22 protein-coding genes are annotated in these 21,420 nt (G+C 48.5%); 13 read left to right on the forward strand and 9 right to left on the reverse strand.

The window, feature by feature from the left end:
* Position 1: 1 nt before the first annotated feature.
* Positions 2–250 carry a BolA family protein gene (locus tag P8H32_RS10460; RefSeq protein WP_297291121.1) on the reverse strand — a complete coding sequence of 83 codons (249 nt, stop codon included), beginning with the start codon at positions 248–250 and terminating at the stop codon, positions 2–4.
* Between the two features lie 283 nt (positions 251–533).
* The gene (locus tag P8H32_RS10465; protein ID WP_301089348.1) at positions 534–1,253 is read right to left on the reverse strand and encodes a phospholipid-binding protein MlaC; all 720 of its coding nucleotides are present in this window, start codon (positions 1,251–1,253) and stop codon (positions 534–536) included.
* 242 nt (positions 1,254–1,495) lie between these two features.
* Between P8H32_RS10465 and P8H32_RS10470 the strand changes: the two genes are divergently transcribed.
* The 12 genes from P8H32_RS10470 to yjgA all read left to right on the forward strand — a co-directional run bounded on the left by P8H32_RS10470 (position 1,496) and on the right by yjgA (position 11,417).
* Positions 1,496–2,476 carry a calcium/sodium antiporter gene (locus P8H32_RS10470; protein WP_297291220.1) on the forward strand — a complete coding sequence of 327 codons (981 nt, stop codon included), beginning with the start codon at positions 1,496–1,498 and terminating at the stop codon, positions 2,474–2,476.
* 61 nt (positions 2,477–2,537) lie between these two features.
* Positions 2,538–3,518, forward strand: coding sequence for a KpsF/GutQ family sugar-phosphate isomerase (locus tag P8H32_RS10475; RefSeq protein ID WP_297291219.1), 981 nt, complete (start codon positions 2,538–2,540; stop codon positions 3,516–3,518).
* A 5-nt stretch (positions 3,519–3,523) separates the two neighbouring features.
* Positions 3,524–4,114 carry an LPS export ABC transporter periplasmic protein LptC gene (gene lptC, locus P8H32_RS10480; protein WP_301089349.1) on the forward strand — a complete coding sequence of 197 codons (591 nt, stop codon included), beginning with the start codon at positions 3,524–3,526 and terminating at the stop codon, positions 4,112–4,114.
* Positions 4,104–4,649: a lipopolysaccharide transport periplasmic protein LptA gene (gene lptA / locus P8H32_RS10485; RefSeq protein ID WP_297291217.1), complete on the forward strand. Its 546-nt coding sequence runs from the start codon at positions 4,104–4,106 to the stop codon at positions 4,647–4,649. The genes lptC and lptA overlap by 11 nt, the downstream gene beginning before the upstream one ends.
* Positions 4,650–4,664: 15 nt before the next feature.
* Positions 4,665–5,390 (forward strand): LPS export ABC transporter ATP-binding protein, encoded by a 726-nt coding sequence (gene lptB / locus P8H32_RS10490; RefSeq protein ID WP_301089350.1) that lies wholly within the window; start codon positions 4,665–4,667, stop codon positions 5,388–5,390.
* 227 nt (positions 5,391–5,617) lie between these two features.
* Complete coding sequence (locus tag P8H32_RS10495) at positions 5,618–7,132, forward strand: RNA polymerase factor sigma-54 (protein ID WP_297291215.1); 1,515 nt, start codon at positions 5,618–5,620, stop codon at positions 7,130–7,132.
* A 120-nt stretch (positions 7,133–7,252) separates the two neighbouring features.
* Positions 7,253–7,561 carry a ribosome-associated translation inhibitor RaiA gene (raiA, locus tag P8H32_RS10500; RefSeq protein ID WP_297291214.1) on the forward strand — a complete coding sequence of 103 codons (309 nt, stop codon included), beginning with the start codon at positions 7,253–7,255 and terminating at the stop codon, positions 7,559–7,561.
* A gap of 107 nt (positions 7,562–7,668) precedes the next feature.
* A complete protein-coding gene (gene ptsN / locus P8H32_RS10505) occupies positions 7,669–8,118 on the forward strand; it encodes a PTS IIA-like nitrogen regulatory protein PtsN (protein WP_297291213.1) in 450 nt (149 codons plus the stop codon).
* 54 nt (positions 8,119–8,172) lie between these two features.
* Positions 8,173–9,039 (forward strand): RNase adapter RapZ, encoded by an 867-nt coding sequence (gene rapZ / locus P8H32_RS10510; RefSeq protein ID WP_297291212.1) that lies wholly within the window; start codon positions 8,173–8,175, stop codon positions 9,037–9,039.
* 70 nt (positions 9,040–9,109) lie between these two features.
* Positions 9,110–9,379 carry an HPr family phosphocarrier protein gene (locus P8H32_RS10515; RefSeq protein ID WP_297291211.1) on the forward strand — a complete coding sequence of 90 codons (270 nt, stop codon included), beginning with the start codon at positions 9,110–9,112 and terminating at the stop codon, positions 9,377–9,379.
* A gap of 120 nt (positions 9,380–9,499) precedes the next feature.
* A complete protein-coding gene (mgtE, locus tag P8H32_RS10520; protein ID WP_297291210.1) occupies positions 9,500–10,858 on the forward strand; it encodes a magnesium transporter in 1,359 nt (452 codons plus the stop codon).
* A gap of 7 nt (positions 10,859–10,865) precedes the next feature.
* Positions 10,866–11,417 (forward strand): ribosome biogenesis factor YjgA, encoded by a 552-nt coding sequence (gene yjgA, locus P8H32_RS10525; RefSeq protein WP_301089351.1) that lies wholly within the window; start codon positions 10,866–10,868, stop codon positions 11,415–11,417.
* Between the two features lie 10 nt (positions 11,418–11,427).
* On the opposite strand, the gene P8H32_RS10530 is transcribed toward yjgA, so the two are convergent.
* From P8H32_RS10530 to P8H32_RS10560, 7 genes are all read right to left on the reverse strand, one after another.
* Entirely contained in the window at positions 11,428–12,261 is an 834-nt protein-coding gene (locus tag P8H32_RS10530) for a carbon-nitrogen hydrolase family protein (RefSeq protein WP_297291208.1), read from the reverse strand.
* A complete protein-coding gene (locus P8H32_RS10535) occupies positions 12,258–16,169 on the reverse strand; it encodes a YhdP family protein (protein ID WP_367279196.1) in 3,912 nt (1,303 codons plus the stop codon). The genes P8H32_RS10530 and P8H32_RS10535 overlap by 4 nt, the downstream gene beginning before the upstream one ends.
* Positions 16,170–16,206: 37 nt before the next feature.
* Positions 16,207–17,685 carry a ribonuclease G gene (gene rng / locus P8H32_RS10540; RefSeq protein ID WP_301089352.1) on the reverse strand — a complete coding sequence of 493 codons (1,479 nt, stop codon included), beginning with the start codon at positions 17,683–17,685 and terminating at the stop codon, positions 16,207–16,209.
* Positions 17,678–18,301 (reverse strand): nucleoside triphosphate pyrophosphatase, encoded by a 624-nt coding sequence (locus P8H32_RS10545; protein WP_297291206.1) that lies wholly within the window; start codon positions 18,299–18,301, stop codon positions 17,678–17,680. The genes rng and P8H32_RS10545 overlap by 8 nt, the downstream gene beginning before the upstream one ends.
* Positions 18,291–18,782, reverse strand: coding sequence for a rod shape-determining protein MreD (gene mreD / locus P8H32_RS10550; protein ID WP_297291205.1), 492 nt, complete (start codon positions 18,780–18,782; stop codon positions 18,291–18,293). Before mreD ends, P8H32_RS10545 begins: the two co-directional genes overlap by 11 nt.
* On the reverse strand, positions 18,760–19,647 hold the full coding sequence (gene mreC, locus P8H32_RS10555) for a rod shape-determining protein MreC (RefSeq protein WP_367279198.1): 888 nt from the start codon (positions 19,645–19,647) through the stop codon (positions 18,760–18,762). Before mreC ends, mreD begins: the two co-directional genes overlap by 23 nt.
* A 117-nt stretch (positions 19,648–19,764) precedes the next feature.
* Complete coding sequence (locus P8H32_RS10560; protein WP_301089353.1) at positions 19,765–20,802, reverse strand: rod shape-determining protein; 1,038 nt, start codon at positions 20,800–20,802, stop codon at positions 19,765–19,767.
* Between the two features lie 279 nt (positions 20,803–21,081).
* Between P8H32_RS10560 and gatC the strand changes: the two genes are divergently transcribed.
* Positions 21,082–21,369, forward strand: coding sequence for an Asp-tRNA(Asn)/Glu-tRNA(Gln) amidotransferase subunit GatC (gatC, locus tag P8H32_RS10565; protein WP_297292236.1), 288 nt, complete (start codon positions 21,082–21,084; stop codon positions 21,367–21,369).
* Positions 21,370–21,420: the final 51 nt, after the last annotated feature.

The raw sequence follows: 21,420 nt of genomic DNA on the forward strand, positions 1-21,420 counted from the left end.
TTTAAAAGGATTGGGATTTAGCTGCCATTTCGGCACGGGTATATGTCTTCATATTAACAGCATGGATGCTGCCATCAGCAATTTGCGGGTTTAGCGCCGCATACACCAGCTGCTGTTTTTTGACCGCATTTAAACCTTCAAAAACATCCCCCACCACGGTGATATCGAAGTGACGACCATCCCCTGCTACTTCAATATCACAATCGGTAAGATGTGTTTGCAGCAGTTGTTTAACGTTTTCAGGTTCCATATTAAAAGCTCCGCAGCCAAGGTAGGGGCTACTGACAGATTAGCAGACTATTTATTGAGCTACCGAGTGATTACATAAAGCAAAACCGGCAACGGGAAAAAGGCGGGGATTGTACGGAATCTGGGGATTAATTGCGAGCTGTCATTCCCGTAAAGCAACGTCATTCCCGCGAAGGCGGGAATCCAGAGTGCATGCTTATGCTGTTATTTCCGCTCAAGCGGAAATCTACAGCATTGGATTCCCGCCTTCGCGGGAATGACGGGAGGGCGGGAATGACGTTAGATTAAGCGTCGGCGCCCTTATTGGTAGGGTCCACACTCCAATTATCGATCACAGCATCAATATCGCCTTTGTATTGCCTGGCCGCAGAACGAAATTGGCTCTGGTAAACCTTGCCCAAATTAATGGCTTCAATGGTGACATTACGCAACTTCCAATCACCGGCCCGGTTTTTACGCATTTTGTACTGCACCACGTAGGGTTTTTCACTATCGCCATAAATATGCTGGATAACAGTCACGCTACCCTCGGTTGGCGCGCCCTCAGCAGGTGGCAATACTTCAATTCTATTGCCATTAAAAGCGAGCAAACCCTTAGCATAGGTCTGTACCAAGCCATCTTTAAAGGTATCGGCAAAGCGCTTCATGCGAGCTTTGAAAGCGGCCTTCTCTGCAGCGGTTTTCAGCGTCATATACTGTTTTTTGCTAGCATAGGGGCCCATTACACCACGGGAAAAACTATTAAAATCAACCACATCGGATAATATCAACTCTATTTCATAGTAAAAGCGGTCTGGGTCAGTTTCGTAGTAACCCTGGGCATCAGTGATGATTTTCATCACTCTCTCTGTTGTACCCTTAACCACATCGTTGGCGCTGACCGGGGATGCTTTCTCTACATCCTGGGCAGCTACTGCCACAGCCCAAACACATAAGATAGCTGCGGCTAAAAACGTTTTAGCTGAATAAGCCACCAAGGCTGCCACCGAGCGAAAATCCTTCATAAATCTGTTCCCATGTTTTTATCGATAGTTTTTATCAATAGTTTCTGTTAATAGCTTCTGTTGATAGTTACGGTCAATTTGAATACTAGCCTAATGTAACCAAAAACCTTCAGCGGTAACAGTACCCAAAGGAGAAATGAGGTATTTCAGGCTGTAAAACATACCCTTTCTGCTCAAGCTCTATATAATGCAGCCACCGTCGAAACGACCCCAGCCATTAACTACCAAAACTCAGCGAATCTATGATCATAACCAGCGTTGCCATTATTATCGGGTTTATTGGCCTAATCTGGAGCGCGGACCGTTTTGTGGCCGGGGCTGCGGGTATTGCCCGCAACCTCGGTATGGCACCGATTATGATCGGCCTCACGATCGTGGCGCTGGGCACCTCCGCTCCCGAGATTATCGTCGCCATCAATGCCGCCATGGATAATGCCGGCGGTCTGGCTGTTGGCAATGCACTGGGATCAAATCTGGCCAATATTGGCCTTGTGCTTGGTATCACCGCGATCATCTCACCGATTCCTATCGCCAAAACCTTACTAAGAAGAGAAATACCCTTGTTGCTTGGGGCAACATTGGCCGTATTATTCTTTCTCTATGACCACCAGCTGGGCAGGATGGATGGTATTGCTTTTTTACTGATACTGGCAGGCATCTTCTATTATCTGGTCAATAGCAAGTCTCACCAACCCGATGCCGAGCACGAAGCCGATATTGAACATATCCCCGAGCTATCGCAGGGCAAAGCCTGGTGGCTATTCTTCCTCGGCTTAGTTTTGCTGATTGTCAGCTCAAGATTGCTGGTCTGGGGCGCCCGGGAAGTGGCGTTGGCCTTTGGTGTCAGTGAGCTGATTATTGGCCTGACCGTGGTTGCCGTTGGCACCAGCTTGCCGGAACTCGCCGCTAGTGCCGCCAGTGCCCTTAAGGGCCACCATGATATTGCTATTGGCAATGTGGTCGGCTCCAACTTATTTAATCTGTTAGCTGTGATGGCTATGCCTGCACTGATTGCCCCCGCCGCTCTGGAGCCCGCTGTATTTAACCGGGATTATTTATCCATGACTGGCCTTACCCTGGTGTTAGTCTTATTAATATATGGACGCCACTGGTGGGCCAATAAAAAATCGCCGGGGACTGCTACCATCAGCCGAGGCGATGGTCTTTTATTATTGTTGTGTTATGGCGCTTATTATTATTTACTGTTTCCGATTGGTGCCTAGCCGGCCACGGCGGCACACCCTTAGACAGCCCTTAACCATGTACGGGAAAATTGATTGAGTTATGACTGAAAATACCGACAGTCTCTATAAAACCTCTGCCCTTCGCACCATTGCTATGGAGCGCGATGCCGTCAATGAACTGATCCAGCATATTGATCAGAGTTTTGACCAGGCCTGTGAATTAATGATGACCTGCAGCGGCCGCGTGGTCGTTACCGGAATGGGGAAATCCGGCCATATTGGCACCAAAATAGCGGCAACGCTGGCCAGCACCGGCACCCCCGCCATATTTGTTCACCCCGGTGAAGCCAGCCATGGGGATATGGGTATGATCACCCCTAACGATGTAGTACTGGCTTTATCAAATTCGGGGAATACCGCTGAAGTAGTCACCTTATTACCGCTGTTAAAACGAATGGGCACCCCTTTGATTAGCATGACCGGCAACCCGGGCTCAACGCTTTCAACCGCTGCCAATGTTAATTTAAACGTCTCTGTATCCGAAGAGGCCTGCCCACTGGATCTTGCGCCAACTTCCAGCACTACTGCTTCATTGGTTATGGGTGATGCCCTGGCCATTGCACTATTGGAAGCCAAGGGATTTAGCGCTGAAGATTTTGCCTTCTCTCATCCCGGCGGCGCACTGGGTCGCAGGCTGTTACTCAAAGTCGAAGACGTTATGCATACGGGGCAATTAATACCGATAGTCAACAGCGGTACCAAACTCAGCGATGCCCTGCTGGAAGTCACTAGCAAGGGGCTGGGCATGACCACTATTATTGATGACCAGCAATCACTACTTGGGATTTTTACTGATGGTGATTTGCGCCGCACCCTGGACCAAAGCATTGATATTCATAATACCGCTATCAACGATGTGATGACGATTAACTGTAAGACCGCCACAGCTAATATGTTAGCCGCTGAAGCATTAGCCATTATGGACAACGGCAAAATAAGCGTATTGGCAGTGATTAATGAAAGCAACCAACCTATTGGCGCCGTGCACCTACATGACTTGCTGAACGCTGGCGTTGCTTGACCGAAATGAAACTATTTAGCACCCGCAATATCAATACTAGTATCGCCGTAGTGGCCGGTTTGGTATTGCTGGTGTTTTTGTTGTTTTATGCTGAAACAGGTACCCCGCCAGCCCTAACCGGCAATACACAAGTGAAGCTACAGCCGGATTTTTACCTGATCAAAAGCTCCACCAAAGAATATGATGAGACCGGCAAGCTGGATATCGTTATGAACAGCGAATCTCTTCAGCATAACCCCAAAGATGATAGCATTAGCCTGCAAAAGCCTTATTTTCAGGTTTATCAAAACGGTATTGCAAGCTGGCGAATAAAGGCACTTTCTGGCACAGCTTATAACAGCGGTAGTAAAATCGACCTGGAACAACGTGTTGAAATTATTAATGACAACAAACGGACATCGTTAACTACACCACAACTTTTTGTTTATCCCAATAAAAAACGCGCCAGCACCGACAAGCCCGTTACCCTGCGCAATGATAACGGCTTTACTCGCGCTATTGGCATGAAAGCGGATTTAGAAAAAAAACATATTGCGTTACTTGATCAAGTCAGAGGCCAGTATGAACCAACGGCGGCACCAGAAGATGCTCAATAACTTATTTTCCAGCGCATTGCTTTTCTCCCTGGCCCTATTAAGTCCGGCTGCTCTTGCGCTGCCGGAAGACAGCGCATTACCGATCAATATACAGTCCGACAGGGCTAGCCAAAAGGCGCTTAAAAATGGCGAGAAAACCGAGTACTTTGGCAATGTACTGATGACCCAGGGCTCGTTAAAAATTTCCGGTGACCATATTATTGTCCGCAGCAAAGACAGAAAAGTGATTTCTATCGTGGCGTTGGGCAAGCCCGCGCATTTTGAACAGCAGTCAGATCCCGGCAAAGCGCCCATCAAAGCCGATGCCAACAAACTGCATTACCGCCTGAAACAAGATACGGTTATCTTAAGTGAGAATGCCTCCATCGAGCAAAATGGCACAACGGTCTCGGGCAAAAGAATTGAGTACAATATTGCCTCCGAGCAAGTGAAAGCAATCGGCGGCAAGGACAATTCCGACCGCGTTAAGATGGTACTAATCCCGGAAGGTAACAGCGAAACCGAATCTTCAACATCCCCCGAAAATAAAGATTAAAGAATAAGGAACACAATGCCTGTACTGACAGCCAATCACCTGGCCAAAGCCTATAAAGGTCGTAAGGTGGTCAAAGATGTGTCACTGGAAGTCCACAGCGGACAGATTGTGGGACTGCTAGGCCCTAACGGTGCCGGTAAAACCACCTGCTTCTATATGATTGTCGGTATTGTCACCGCCGACCAGGGCACTATTGCCCTCAATGGCGAAGACCTGACCGGCCTATCCATGCATGGCCGTGCTCGCCAGGGTATTGGTTACTTACCCCAGGAGGCGTCGATCTTCCGCAAACTCACCGTGGCAGACAATATTTCTGCCATCCTCGAAACCCGCAGCGACCTGAATAAACAACAGCGCAACGACAAACTGGAAAGCCTGCTACAGGAATTTCATATCACTCATATCCGCGACAGCCTGGGTATGGCCCTGTCGGGGGGGGAGCGCCGCCGAGTGGAAATTGCCCGCGCCCTTGCCACTGAGCCCTCGTTTATTTTACTGGATGAGCCTTTCGCAGGGGTTGACCCTATTTCCGTGGGAGATATCAAACAGATCATTACCCACCTGAAAGATATAGGAATTGGCGTACTGATTACTGACCACAATGTCCGCGAGACACTGGATATTTGCGAGAAGGCCTACATTGTCGGCGAAGGCCATATTATCTCTGAAGGAGATGCCGACACCGTCCTTAACAACAAAAAAGTCCGCGATACTTACCTGGGGCACCAATTTGTATTGTAAAAAAGTGGGAGTTTTTCGCAAAATCGGTATAACTATTGCTAGTAGCATTGCTAGTAGCGAAAACCACCGCTAAACTGTCCCTAAGTCAAACAAATAAGAAATCCATATATTTGTTATTTTTCAACCATGTAAGACACTAAGCATCCCATATCTCGAAGCGGCACAGTAGTGCGCACTTACCAGCAAAACCCCGCCAGAGATATGCAGTATGGGTAACACGATAGCCTATGAAACAATCGCTACAGCTTAAAATCGGTCAACAACTGACAATGACGCCTCAGCTACAACAGGCGATCAAACTACTTCAATTATCCACCCTCGACCTGCAACAGGAAATCCAGCAAGCGCTGGAAAGCAATCCCATGCTGGATGTTAATGAGGAGCAGGAAGCCGAGCGCAAAGCTGATAGCGAACAGGAAAAAGTCAAAACCGAGGAAGTCGATTTCAGTAACAATGTAGAAGCCAAAACCGAGACGGTTGAGGTGGAAGGCCCCAACGCTGACAGTGAGTGGCAGGAAAACATTCCGGAAGACTTGCCTGTCGATACCCAGTGGGACGATGTCTACCAATCCAGCACACCGTCCACGCCCAACTCATCACAGGCCACCTCAAGCAACGAAGACTTCGACTTTGATTCCCGCAACAGCGTGACCGAGTCCCTGCAGGATCACCTGTTATGGCAGCTTAACCTGACCCGCATGTCTGATATTGATCGCAGTATTGCCATGGCAATTATTGATGCCGTTGATGACAATGGTCGCCTAACCCTATCAGCAGAGCAGCTACACAACAGCTTTATTAAAGACAATCCCGATATCGAGCTCGATGAAGTGGTAGCCGTATTGCACGGTGTTCAGCAGTTTGACCCCCCGGGGGTAGCAGCACTGGATTTACAGGAGTGCCTGCTGATTCAACTCAATCAACTTTCCCCGGATACGCCCTGGTTGAAGGAAACCAAGGTAGTTATTAACCGCCACCTATCGCTACTGGGCAACCGTGATTACGCACAATTGATGCGCCGCAGCAAACTCAAAGAACCCGAGCTACGTGAAGTGCTTAACCTGATACAAACCCTGAACCCCAACCCGGGTGAAATGGTTGCACCGGACACCACCCAGTATATTGTGCCCGACGTCTATGTAAAAAAGGTCAAAGGCCGCTGGATCGTTGAACTCAATCCCGATATTGCTCCCAAATTAAAAATTAACAGCGACTATGCCTCGTTGGTCAAACGGGCAGATAATAGCGATGACAACAATTTCCTACGCGACAATTTGCAGGAAGCACGCTGGTTTCTTAAAAGCCTGCAAAGCCGCAACGAAACACTGATGAAAGTCGCCACTCGGATTGTCGAACACCAGCGTGGCTTTTTGGAATATGGCGAAGAAGCTATGAAGCCCCTGGTGTTGCACGATATTGCCGAGGCGGTTGAAATGCATGAGTCGACCATCTCCAGGGTGACTACGCAAAAGTATATGCACACTCCCAGAGGCATCTTCGAGCTTAAGTATTTCTTCTCCAGCCACGTCAGTACCGACTCTGGCGGCGAGTGCTCATCGACTGCCATTAGAGCCCTGATCAAAAAATTAATTGCCACAGAAAACCCGAAAAAGCCCTTAAGCGACAGCAAAATCACTGTAGAGCTGGGCGACCAGGGTATCAAAGTGGCCCGGCGCACCATCGCCAAATACCGCGAGTCACTGATGATCCCTCCCTCAAATGAACGAAAGCGGCTAGTCTAGATATAGCAATTGTTACAATTGCGGTCATTCGAATAAAAATCTGCCCGCAATTTGATGTTTATACTCGACAGATTGTTACTCAAAGAGTAACTTAAATACCACAACTAGAAGGAGCAGCTTATGCAAATTAATGTTAGTGGACACCACGTAGAAGTCACCCCCCCACTCCGCGAATACGTAAACGCCAAACTCTCCAAGCTTCAGCGACATTTCGATAACATCACCAAAACCGATGTGACCCTCACCGTAGAAAAGTTGGTACAAAAGGCAGAGGCCTCTGTACACGTAGCTGGCGCAGATTTATTTGCCGCCTGTGAGTCAGACGATATGTATGCTGCTATTGACCAGTTAATTGATAAGCTTGATCGCCAGCTTATTAAACATAAAGAAAAAAATACCCACCGCAAACAAGGGGTGGCCTCTCGTTAAGAGTAAAGCTTTGACACTCTTTAGCTTTACTATTCAGCGATATTGCATAACTACATTACCTAACTACATTACCTAACTACAAAGAACGGAAAACCATACTGTAAACCATGAAACTCGATAGCATCCTAAGTCCCGACCGTACCCTCTGCGGTGCACCGGGCAGCAGTAAGAAACGAGTACTAGACACTATATCCCAATTTATTTGCCAGGATTTGTCGGAATTTAACCCCAATCAACTCTTTGACAATTTGCTGGCCAGGGAAAAACTTGGCAGCACAGGTCTGGGCAATGGCATTGCTATTCCCCATTGTCGCATCACTCAATGCCAGTCCGTGATCGGGACTTTGATCAAGTTGGACGAAGCGGTAGATTTTGATGCCATCGATGGCAAGCCGGTCGACCTGATATTTGTTCTTCTGGTTCCCGAGCAGGCCCACGATGAACATCTCAATGTTTTAGCGACTCTGGCCGAACGTTTTAGCGACCAGGGATTTTGTCAACGGTTACGCAGCGCTACCGATAATGAGAGTCTTTATCGTCTGGCGACTGCGAACTAAAACCGTTTATAAAACGTACCAATAAGACACTAACAACAGCCAGAGGCCTGGCCAATGAAACTTGTTATTATCAGCGGACGCTCCGGCTCCGGCAAAAGTACTGCTCTCAACCTGCTGGAGGACGAAGGCTATTACTGCATTGATAACCTGCCCGTCGTATTAATACCGCCAACCGTCAAACACCTGCAAAGCAGCGATGCCCAGGAGCACAACAAAGTTGCTATTTGTATTGACGCCCGCAATGCCAGCCAGGACTTATCTAATCTGGTAGGTCTGGTCCAGGACAAGCCCGACAACCTGGATATCGATATTTTATTTCTCGATGCCGACAGTGAAAAATTGATCATCCGCTTTAGTGAAACCCGCCGGCGCCACCCACTCAGCAACAAGCAGACAGCACTTACCGAAGCGATTATCAACGAGCGTAAGCTGCTGGAACCCATTGCCGATATCGCTACACTGACTATTGATACCAGTAGCATGAGCTTGCACGAACTTCGCACCATGATTAAATCCAGGTTAGTGGAAAAAGACAGCACCGGTATTTCTATTTTGTTTCAATCCTTCGGTTTTAAACAGGGTGTGCCTGTGGATGCCGATATGGTTTATGACATCCGCATTTTGCCCAATCCTCACTGGGACCCTTCGCTGCGCGCGCTAACTGGCAAAGACCAGCCAGTGATTGATTTTCTGGATCAGCAGGATGAAGTGAATGAGATGTATAAAGACATCAAGGACTATCTGGTAAAATGGCTACCCTTGTTTGAACACAATAACCGCAGCTATATCACCGTAAGCATTGGTTGCACCGGTGGACAACATCGCTCAGTATATATGGCCGAGCGACTAGGCAAATACTTTCAGGCCAACTATAACAACGTGCAAATTCGCCACCGCGAGCTGGACCGCCTTACTCCTTAACAATAACTAATTATCACCGACTAACTATCACCAACTAACTATCACCAACTACAAACAGCAATAAAAAAGTATGATTAAAACGACCATTACCATTATTAACAAACTCGGACTGCACGCCAGAGCCGCCTCCAAGTTTGTCACCACCGCCTCAGCCTTTGGCTGCGATATTAAAGCCGGTAGAGGCGGCAAGATGGTCGACGGCAAAAGTATTATGTCAGTGATGATGCTTGCCGCCAGCAAGGGCACCGAGCTTGAACTGGAATTTGATGGCAGTGACGAGCAAAAAGCCTATAATGCCTTGACCACCCTGATCAACAACCGCTTCGACGAAGGCGAGTAACCCACCCAACGATTTTTCTATTATTTCACCAGCTTATCTTGTTGATTTCCCTACTTTTCTGGATAATTCACCGCGTTCACCTAAACTGCCAATAGCGTTTCTTTCCCCGGTGGAGCAACAATGCCAGCAACAGCAGAGACTATTCAAAGCCACGGCCACCTTGATCAGCTAAATCAAGCTCTGGATAGCGGCGCCTTTATTCAGGTACAACGCATGCTTAATAGCCTGCCTGCGCCGGATGTGGCTCATATTATTGAATCATCACCGCCAAAAACCCGTGCGGTTATTTGGCGCTTAATTGATGTGGAGCGTGAAGGTGAAGTACTCCCCTACCTGAACGATGAAATTGAAAGTCAATTCCTGCGGGCTATGGACAGCAAAGAGCTACTGACCATTACCGAAGGTCTTGAGGCGGATGATGTCGCCGATATTTTGCAGCAACTGCCGGACCGGGTTATCCGTGAAGTACTGCAACTGATGGATCAACAAGACCGGCAGCGGGTTGAACAAGTACTCTCCTACCCGGAAGATACTGCTGGCGGCATGATGAATACCGATGCCATCACGGTGCGGGCGAAAACGCCACTGGACGTAGTATTACGTTATTTACGCCGCCACGAAGAACTGCCAGAAATGACCGATAACCTGATTGTGGTTAACCGTCGCGATGAATATATAGGCCAACTTCCCCTTAGAAAACTATTGGTATCAGACCCCGGTATTACCGTCCGTGAAATTATGGTCACGGATATTGATGCCATACCTGCCACTATGGACGATGGCGAGGTGGCCACATTATTTGAACGTAATGACTGGGTATCAGCACCGGTCATTGATGAAACCGGCAAACTGGTTGGACGTATCACCATCGATGATGTGGTAGATGTTATCCGGGAAGACGCCGACCACTCCCTGATGAGCCTGGCCGGTCTGGACGAAGATGAAGATACCTTCGCCCCGGTGTTTCAAACAGCGCCCCGCCGGGCTATGTGGCTGGGTATCAACCTGGTTACCGCCTTTTTAGCCTCGGCCGTGATCAATCTTTTTGAAGGCACTATTGATAAGGTAGTCGCCCTGGCCATTCTAATGCCCATTGTCGCCAGCATGGGCGGCATCGCGGGCACACAGGCACTTACCGTGGTGATACGCGGTATGGCCCTTGGGCAAGTGGGTAGCAATAACAGCGGCTGGCTTATTAACAAAGAATTTCTGGTAGGTGTTATTAATGGCCTTTGCTGGTCACTGGTGGTTGCAGCAGCAGCCACCCTCTGGTTTGACGACCCATTAATCGGGATCATTATCGCCTGTGCCATGGTGATTAATTTAATCACCGCTGGCCTTGCAGGTGCTATCATCCCCATCGCCTTACGCCGTATGAATATCGACCCTGCGCTGGCTGGCGGTGTGGTGCTTACCACAGTGACCGATGTGGTTGGGTTTATGTCATTCCTTGGTCTGGCCACCTTATTTTATATGTAAGCTTTATATGTATAGTTCTATTGATGAGCAAATGATGAACGACGAACACAATTTTGATGAAGATGATGATGAAGAAATCATCTATGTAAGCCGCTCGGAAATGAAGCGGGATATGCTAGAGCTGCAAGCATTAGGTGAAGCCATTGTAAAACTCAGCAAAGGGCAGCTGGAAACCATCCCCCTTGAAGATGAAACCCTGGCCGAAGCCATTTATACCGCCCGCAGAATCAAACACCGGGAAGGCCTGCGCCGGCAGATGCAGTATATTGGCAAACTGATGCGCAAAACCGATACTGAAGCCATCGAGGCCGCCTACAAAAAGCTTCAGGATGGCCGTAAAGAAGAAGCCAGGGAATTCCATGAACTGGAACAGTGGCGGGACCGCCTGATTGCCAGTGGCCCCAAATCCATTGAAGAAGTGATGACCCAGTACCCGAATGCTGACCGCCAGCACTTGAGGCAACTGGTAATGCAAGCCAATAAAGAAATCAAAAACAAAAAGCCCCCCGCCGCCAGTCGTAAGTTATTTCGTTATTTGCGGGAATTAAGCGACAGCTAGAATATGCCAGTTATTTTTTGGTGCTAACGGTAAAACGCTGGTGCTGTTTAATCGGCATAGCGCGACGATGTTTTGCCGCTTCATCCAGGTCAATAGTGGCAATCACATAGCCGGCACCTTGCTCTTTGCTGGCCAGCTGTTTTCCCCAGCTATCGAAAATAACCGATTCACCGGAAGTTTTGCGGGAAGGAGTATGCTGCCCACCTTGGTTAGCGCCAATAACATAACACTGGTTTTCAATGGCGCGGGCCTGTAACAACGGTAGCCAATGAGCTTTGCCTGTCAGGAAGGTAAAGGCTGCAGGCACCGCAATAATATCTACATCTTCGGCAAACATAGCCCGAAAAAATTCCGGAAAACGCAGGTCATAGCACACAGCCAAACCCAAACGGCCAAAAGGGGTATCGATTACTACGACTTTGTCGCCCGCTAAAAACGTATCTGACTCGCGATAACTGCCCTGGGCATCAGCCACATCCACATCAAACAAATGGATTTTGTGATAACAGCCTTGCTCGTCGCCCTTATCATCAAACACAAAACAGGACGCTAATACCTGCTCACTATTTTCAACCGCAAGCGGTATTGTGCCCGCTACGATCCAAATACCCAGGCGTTTAGCCAGGGCGCTAATAAAAGGCCTGATAACCGCTTTATCGGAAGCCTCCTGCAAACCCAATGAGCGCTGCGCGCGGGTACTAAACATGGCAAAGGTTTCAGGGAGCACGATTAATTGAGCACCTGCCGAAGCGGCTTCTACAATCAAACGCTCTGCCTCGGCGAGATTACCATCGAGGTCATTGTTGCTCACCATCTGGATGGCTGCAAGCTGGAACGGGTTCATGGCTCTGCCGTCACTGGCTGGCTATCTTCCGCTAACGGGGAGGGCTCCCCGGATTTATTTTTTTTGCCACTATCAAAGACTTTAACAAAGGACAGCCGGGGATCATTCCAATCTCCTTCAATACTGTAAACAGCGCTGGCGATTCGGTCAAACTGGTCTTCAAAAATTTTACTGGCCACATAGACACCGGCAGCCGTTGGCAAACCCCCTGCCAGGCCCGCAATCCAGGGTAAATTATTAGTCACTGGCAAAGTGGCAATTAACTGCATATCCAATTCCTTAGTCTGTAAATTAGCATCGCCACGCAGGCTGAAGCGGCTTGAGGGTGCTTTCACCGTTAAGTCTTCAACAATTTTTAATAGGGAATCTTCAAATAATAGCTCACCTTCAATACGGTCATAACTGATACCGCTTTCATAAAGATCAGAGAAGTCTAACTGCAAGCGTCTAACGATATTGGCGAGGTTAACAATACCCACCACTTTCAATGTGCCTGCAGCTGTATCTGAAGCCTTTAAAAAACGCCCCTCTTTAACCTTTAAATACAGAGGGCCGGAGGATATTGCCAGCGCCCATTGGTTAGGTGTGCCGGGCCAGGTTAAATCCAGGGATACATTACCCTCCCGGCTTTCTATCATTCTCTCGTAATGCCAGTTTTCTAACACATCGCCTAAATCAGTAAACTCAAACTGGCCATACAAACGGGTCTCTTCACCGCGCTCTGTTTGCAGCCATTCCAGTGTGGCTGGATTCTCTTTATTAATTCTAAGACCGCGTAAGTCACCTGAGATATTATTGAACACCAGACCATCTTCCTGGCTGCGTAGCTCAAAACCAAGATTGCCAAAGAGTTCATCCCCTAAAAATAATTGCTCAACAGAAAAATCCAGATTCAGCTTACGCAGGGAATCAAAGTCTGAGGGGGACAGATCATCCGACACAGAAGACTTGGGTAATTTAAGCCACTGCAACCTGGTGATCAGTGGCAATGCGGCATCATCGGCAATAAATAATTCACCGGAAAAAATACTGTTGCTGGCGGTAAGCCACCAGGCATCCTGCCAACGTTGCAGACCTACAGTAGAGTTTTCATAACGCTGGTCAAAGCCGGAAAAATCTTTTATCAATAGCTCTCTGACTTTGATCCGCAAACCCTGCTCTTTTTCTTCACTGCTATCCGCTTTTTGATTGTGCAGTTGCAAGCTGGCCTCATTGTACTGGGCAAGCACCTTCTGCCATTCATCCAAAACAAAGTTATCAACCGCACCCGTTACCACTAAAAAGTCCGGCTGATGCTGTATATTCTTTGCGCCATCAAGAATAGCCAAACCACTTTCTACCTGCCCCTTATCTAAACGCAATTGCAGTTCGGCAATATCAACCACCCCCATACGCAATAGAGGCTTATCACCTGTCAGTGGCAGCTTTAGCCAAAATTCACGCTTATCATCCGCTTGTTTGGCATAAGGCTCCGGCAAGTTAATTTCAACACCCAACAAATTTGACGCTGCAGTAAATTCACTACCGTCCTTACCGTTAACCACAATCTGTGCAACTACATCCGTTTCGCCACGGGCAAAGGCCAGTGCCGGCTGCTGACTCCAATTCAGCACATCCCGAATATCCGCGCGGCCGGCAAAATCTACCAACACACCGCTATCTTCATCCGTGCCAACCTTAACCACAAAGGGTTTGTTATATAAGTTGGCATTCAGGCCCGGTGAATAGAAGCCTTGCTGGCTACTGTAATTTAACGGGCCACCTACATCGGTAAACTGTAACCGGTATTGTGGAATCGCGACGTCGTTATCCGCCAACTGCACCGCCACTTCAATATCCGCAGGCTTATTGGCACCGGCAAGGGCTAAGCCAAGGCTAACTTCGGCACTGGCCTGGCCTTGCAGTTGCCACTGTTCAAAGACATCGCCCACGATTTTTTGTAGGGCGCTTTCATTAACCAGCCTGATCGCATCACTGGACCGGCCGGCGGCTTTTGCATCAACCGTCAACCAGATGCCTCCTCCCTCTACGGTGGTGGTGGCAACCCTGGCTTCGAGAACATCCATATCATATATTTTGGCTTCAGTGGTATTGACCCTGGCATTGTTATCATCCACTTCAACCAGACCCGTAATACCCGTCAATTGTGGCCAGTCAGGGTGATAATTCAGGGTGACATCTTCAACGTTTAAATAGAGCTGTACCGTTCGATCACTTACATCGCCTTTGCGCAGTGAGCCGTGGTAAATAAAACCACCATCAATCACTCGTCCCTGTGGAACGCTAGTCGCCATCCAGTCGAGAAAATCCTGGTTCAAGGTATAGGGAATAAATTTATCCCGGTGGCTGGCTGCGGTATCAATCAAACCTATGGTTAATGTCATTTCGGGCGGTATTAGACTGCCGGCTTTTGTCGGCAAGTCCAAATTCAGTAACGCAGTGGCAGGGCCGTGATCAGCGGATAAATACAATGGCTCGCTCTCGACATAGACCCTGTCCTCAGTAATCTGCCAACTCACTTTACCTTCGGCAGATTTAAACGCTAAAGGCTGGCGATAGACCGACGGAAATTCCATGGAGAAATCTTGCGTTTTCAACTCCACAAAACCATTAACAGGGTTTAGTTCAATATAACCGTTAACACCAGTGGCACCGGGCGCGCCCTTCCAGGGGGCGACAGAAACATTGTCCAGATTAGCTTGCAAAATAAAGCGAGGCGTTTTTCCCGGGGTGGGGTTGCGGGATAAATTCAGGGAAACCTGTTGTAAATTACCCGCAAGGGAAAGCGTGTTAACCGTCTCTTTTAATCTATCTTCCAGTAAATCAATCGCCACCAGTTGCCGGGTGGTTTGTGCCAAATCCAGGGTAGGGATGGATATTTCCAGCCGCTTGTTTTTAATATCAACTTTCAGCTGTTCAAATTTAAAGGCCTGTTGCTGCCAATTCATCGCCAGTAGAGGTACCCACCCTTGCCAGTTATTATCGGCACTTTTCTCGGCTCTAAAATTAATTTCCAGATCTTTTAAAGGGGCAAGCTGACGACCACTTAAAGCCGCAATATCTATTAGGGGTGTAGTAATAGACCCCTGCAACTCAATCACCGTTTGTGGCTTCCAATCCAGCCATAACTGCCCATCAATACGGGCATCTTCCAGATCTATACCCAGGGCGCTGATAGCCGGCAGCTGGGCTGAAAAATCGACGTCATTAAACGTCAAATAAGCTTTGGCAGAAAACTCATCCTGCTCGCGGGGGTCGCCTTGCGATTCAATGATCCCCAGCACAGGTTCTGCTGATTGATCAAAATTGGCCTCAACCCGAAAACGCCTGAAGTCCCCTGCCCGCTTAAAGGACAATTCTTTAACCGCCAGCAAGGCATCACTACCTTTGGCAAAGCTAACCGCCATATTGGCGCCTAATAAATCAGCCACTTCGACAGAGAGCACTAAATCAATCAGGTTATCAAAGTTAGTGCTGCCACCGGTGTTAATCGGGTAGCCCTTTAACTGCCATTTACCGGGGCTGGTTTCTTCCAGGGCACATTCAACACCATCGATTAGCAGGCGTTTAATTTGCCACGAGCCATTTAGTAAGCTGCTAAGGGGGTCTAACTGCAAACTAAGCTTGTCAATACTTAATACGGTTTGGCCGGGATCATCCGGTGCATAAAGTACTAGCCGCTCCACGGTGAGTATCGGGGAAAGTCTTGACCAGCGGCCATAAAGACGGTCGATATTGAGGGGCAGGTTGGTGAATTGATTAAATCGCGCTACTAGCGGCTTTTGGTACTGCTCTACATAATCAATATAGTAACGACCGACACTGACATAACTGGCAACAAGGATTAATGCCATGAACAAAGTTGCCCATAGCAAACGATTAACCCAGATAGCACTCTTTTTTAACAAGGCTTCTATTTACCTAATTGATTCAACAATACAAAGGTCACAGCAAAATGACATCAAACTGTTCCTGGTTATAAACCGTTTCTACTTGAAACTGAATACTCTTGCCAATAAATTCTTCCAGATCCGCCACACTGGCAGACTCTTCGTCCAGTAGACGATCAACCACTGATTGAGAGGCCAGTACTAATAATTTGTCATTTTCATAGGCTCTGGCTTCACGCAGTATTTCACGAAAGACTTCATAACAAATAGTTTCAGCGGTTTTGACCGAACCCCTGGCATCACAGACCGGGCAATCTTCGCACATTACATGTTCAAGGCTTTCGCGGGTACGCTTGCGGGTCATTTCTACCAAACCCAATTCAGAAACACCGGTAATAATATTTTTGGCGTGATCATTTTCCATCGCTTTTTCCAGGGTGCGGTGAACCTGGCGACGGTGTTCAGCATCTTTCATATCAATAAAATCAACAATAATTATGCCGCCAAGGTTACGTACTCGCAGCTGTCTGGCCAAGGAAGTTGCCGCTTCCAGGTTGGTTTTGAAAATGGTTTCTTCCAAATTTCGGTGTCCAACAAAACCACCGGTATTAACATCAATGGTGGTCATGGCTTCAGTTTGATCGATAATTAAATAGCCACCGGATTTCAAGGCAACTTTACGGCCCAATGCTTTTTGTATTTCATCTTCAACGCTGTAGAGGTCAAAGATGGGGCGTTCTCCAGGGTAATATTCAATACGATTCTTTAGCTCGGGAATATAATCTTCGGCAAACTGCCGCATATTCTGGAAGCTTTCGTTAGAATCGATACGAATTTTTTCTATCTCGGGCTTTACCAAATCGCGCATAGTGCGCATATATAAGGGCAGATCCTCATAAATAATAGCCGGCGCCTGACGCTCTTTCATTTTGCGCTCGAGCGCAGCCCACAGGCGTTTAAAATATTTTATATCCGCTAGTAGCTCATCTTCACCGGCACCCTCGGCCGCAGTACGAACAATAAAGCCACCAGGATTTTCCATTTGCTCCGCCGCAATACATTTCTCCACCAGATCACGTAAACGGTTTCGCTCTTCTTCATCCTCCAGGCGCTGGGAAATACCAATATGCTGATGATGGGGCATATAAACCAGGTATCTGGAAGGGACGGACAAGTGCGTGGTTAAGCGCGCGCCCTTGGTACCGATGGGGTCCTTAACCACTTGCACAATAAGGCTCTGCCCCTCGCGGACCATGGTGCGAATATCCGGCTCTTCGCTACTGCGCTTTTCAACGCCGTTTTGGTCAAGCACCGCAATATCGGATACATGGATAAAGCTGGTTCGCTCCAATCCAATCTCGACAAAGGCGGCCTGCATACCGGGTAGTACTCGCACCACTTTGCCTTTATAGATATTGCCGACAATACCTTTTGACGCACTGCGCTCGATATACACTTCTTGCAACATGCCGTTTTCAACCACCGCTACCCGGGTTTCGGTGGGGGTGACATTGGCTAAAATTTCTTCACTCATGGGCGTCCATCTGTTCAATGCTTTGCAGCAGTTGTTGAGTTTCCAGCAGGGGCAAACCCACTACTGCCGAATAGCTGCCGTTAATCTTTTCTACAAATACAGCACCAAGCCCCTGTATAGCATAGGCACCAGCCTTGCCCAGAGGTTCACCACTGAGCCAGTATTGCTCTAGCTCCGCCGCTGTGATCTCGCGGAAACTGACCTCGGTAATACTGAGGGCAAGCTCCTGATGCTGTTGATAGCATAGACAGATTGCGCTCATCACCCGATGGGTTTTGCCCGACAATTGCCCCAGCATGGCCAAGGCGTGATCGCGGTCACGGGGCTTGCCCATAATCTGGTCGGCAATTATCACGGCAGTATCTGCACCTAGCACCGGCAAAGGTTTTAAACCTTGTTGTTTGACTACCGCCAAGCCTGCCTGAGCTTTGGCAATGGCTACCCGCTGTACATACGCTGCGGGAAGCTCGCCCGCTAAAACCGTTTCATCGGTTTCCACTGAGAGTTTCTCAAACGTTACGCCAATCTGTTCTAACAGCTCTGCTCTGCGTGGAGACTGTGACGCCAGATATAAACGAGCAGAACGCTTCGCTTCAGGTGACGGTTTAAGTGACATAGTAGGCTCGACGTAACACCCGTAAAAACACCGACAATAAGGGCCACAACAGCGCACTCACTAAAGCGGGTAATAAAAAGAGAAGATTAGGAGAAACTGTACCCGTTAGGGTTTCAACCCAATGACATAGCAACTGGTTAAGGCCGATCAAGACAAAAATAACCCCTGCCTGCTGGATTGGGGGATACATCCGTAACCGCTGATAGAGAATCAGGGACACGTAGGCCAGCACCGCCAGGGCAAAAGCATGCTGCCCAAGGGGGCTGCCCTGCATAATATCCTGTAGCAGGCCAACGACCCAGGCTATGCCAATACCCACTCGTTCCGGCAAAGCAATCACCCAATAAACCAATACCATAGCGACTAATTCAGGGCGGCCCCATTGCGCCCATACCGGCAACGGCACAATAGCCAACCAAAGAGCCATTAGCAGGGTTAGCGCGATAACCCAGTGACCATTACTCGGGCTCAACGGCTGCACTCCCTTCACGCCGGTTACTAAACACCAGCAAGACATGCCGGCTTCTGTTCAGGGCAGCACTGGGTTTGGCTTTAACAATGGCAAAGGCCTGGCCGGGGTCAATGGTGACTTCGGTCACTACGGCCACCGGGTAACCCACCGGAAAACGCTGGCCAAGGCCGGAACTCACTAGTAAATCACCCACTTTAATATCCGTGGTTGCCGCCACATGTTGCAAAATAAGCTCATGGAACAGCCCAACTCCCTCAGCCACACTTCTAACACCATTGCGATTTATCTGGACTGGCAGGGCGTGGGAGGCATCGGTAATAAGCAATACCCGGCTTTGCAAAGGGCCAACCTCAATAATTTGCCCCATCAAGCCCAGGGCATCGGTTACCGGCTGGCCCACATATAAACCATCTTTTTTACCCTTGTTAACAATAATCTGGTGGTGTAAAGGGTCCGGCGACACACCTACCATTTCCGCTACCAACACACTGTCATCGAGAATAGCGGAGGAATTAAGCAGCTCTCGCAGCCGAACATTCTCAGCTTCCAGTGAGGCTAACTTTTGCACTTGGGCTTTGAGTAGCAAGGATTCAGCGGTAAACCGTTCATTGTCGGCAATCAGGGTTTTGCGACTGCGGATATTTTCATCGCTCCACTCGGAAATTTTGCTGGGGATATCCCCAACCCAATAGAACGGCGTGGCGACAATAGAGAGATTGGCTTGCAGGTCTTTAACCCAGCCAAAACGCTGGCCGGCAAAGATAAGCACAAGGGCAATAGTGCTCAGTATTAAAAACCGAGCACCAATAGAAGGGCCTTTTACAAATAACGGTTTGATGAGCCTAACCCATATTGTTTTGCTGTCAGGGTGAATGCAGTATCAAAGCCCCATAACACACCTGTCATTCCCGCGTAGGCGGGAATGTCGGGCATTAAGAGAACAGATACTTTACTCTATATTCCGTCAGATTTACCGGTTGAGCTGTTATCGCTATTCCGTCGATAAAAGATCAATACTGTGACGATCCATAATCTCCAATGCCTTACCACCGCCGCGGGCAACACAGGTCAACGGATCATCCGCCACCAGTACCGGCAAGCCAGTTTCATCAGAGATTAAACGATTGAGATCACGTAGCATGGCGCCACCACCGGTAAGCACAATGCCGGTTTCTGCAATATCTGCGGCCAATTCCGGGGGGGCTTGTTCCAATGCACGTTTAACCGATTGCACAATAGCCGTTAACGGCTCCTGTAAAGCTTCAAGAATTTCATCACTATTAAGAGTAAAGCTGCGGGGTACACCCTCAGCCAGGTTGCGGCCGCGCACATCAATTTCACACAGCTCACTTTCAGTGTGAGCACAACCTATCTCTTGTTTAATACGCTCCGCCGTGGCATCGCCAATCAGGCTGCCATATTTACGGCGAACATGGGAAACGATGGACTCGTCAAAGCGGTCACCACCGACCCGTACAGAATCTGAGTACACCACACCATTAAGGGAGATAATAGCAATCTCAGTGGTACCACCACCGATATCAACCACCATGGAGCCGGTGGCTTCCTCAACCGATAGCCCGGCACCAATCGCGGCGGCCATGGGTTCCTCGATTAATCGCACCTCGCGGGAACCGGCACTCAGGGCAGATTCACGGATAGCCCGGCGCTCTACCTGGGTAGACTTACAGGGTACGCAGATCAATACACGGGGGCTGGGGCGGATAAAGCTGTTTTGGTGAACTTTGGATATAAAGTGCTGTAGCATCTTCTCAGTGACCTGAAAATCGGCGATAACGCCGTCTTTCAAAGGTCTAATGGCTGTGATATTGCCCGGTGTACGACCCAACATACGCTTGGCGTCAGCGCCTACAGCTTCGATGGTCTTTTGACCATTGTGGACACGAATCGCGACCACTGAGGGTTCATCCAGAACAATGCCCTCTTCGCGCACATAAATGAGGGTGTTTGCAGTCCCAAGATCAATGGACAGATCGTTGGAGAAAATGCCTCTTATTCTTTTAAACATTGAGTTATTTCACCTTAAAGGTTTTGGCACAGGTCTTAAAGGCAGCTACGGGAATAGATCCCGCTTGATGGCGCCATATGTCTTTGCTTTGGCTTCTTTGTTCTAACTTGTTTGTTTTGAAGAAAGTTTAGCCTATTTTTGACGCCATACTGCTATATCAAAGCCTGCCCTGCAATAAATTTGCCACTCTAACAACGGCAGGCATTTAGAGCAAGGCGGAAATGTGATAAGTTTAGGGTTTATAACGACTTATCCGCCGCGCCAATTGAGTAAACAGCAATGTCCGTAGAACAATCCGATATTGAAAAGATCGCTATCCTGTCCCGTATCCGGGTGGCAGAAAATGATATTCCCGAAGTGGCCGACCGGATTAACGATATCCTGGCCATGGTCGACAACATGCAGGCAGTGGATACCGCCGATGTTGAGCCTATGGCCAACCCCTTAGATGCGGTGCAACGCCTGCGTGATGATATGGTCACCGAGACCAACCAGCGCGACAGCTTTCAAGCCATTGCCCCGGACGCCGATGAAGGCCTATACCTTGTCCCCAAGGTTATTGAATAACGCCCATCGCAATATTTCCAAAATCCCGAACCCTTGAGATTTGACCCGTAA

The sequence above is a fragment of the Oceanicoccus sp. genome (assembly GCF_029238675.1).
Classification (GTDB): domain Bacteria; phylum Pseudomonadota; class Gammaproteobacteria; order Pseudomonadales; family Dasaniaceae; genus Oceanicoccus.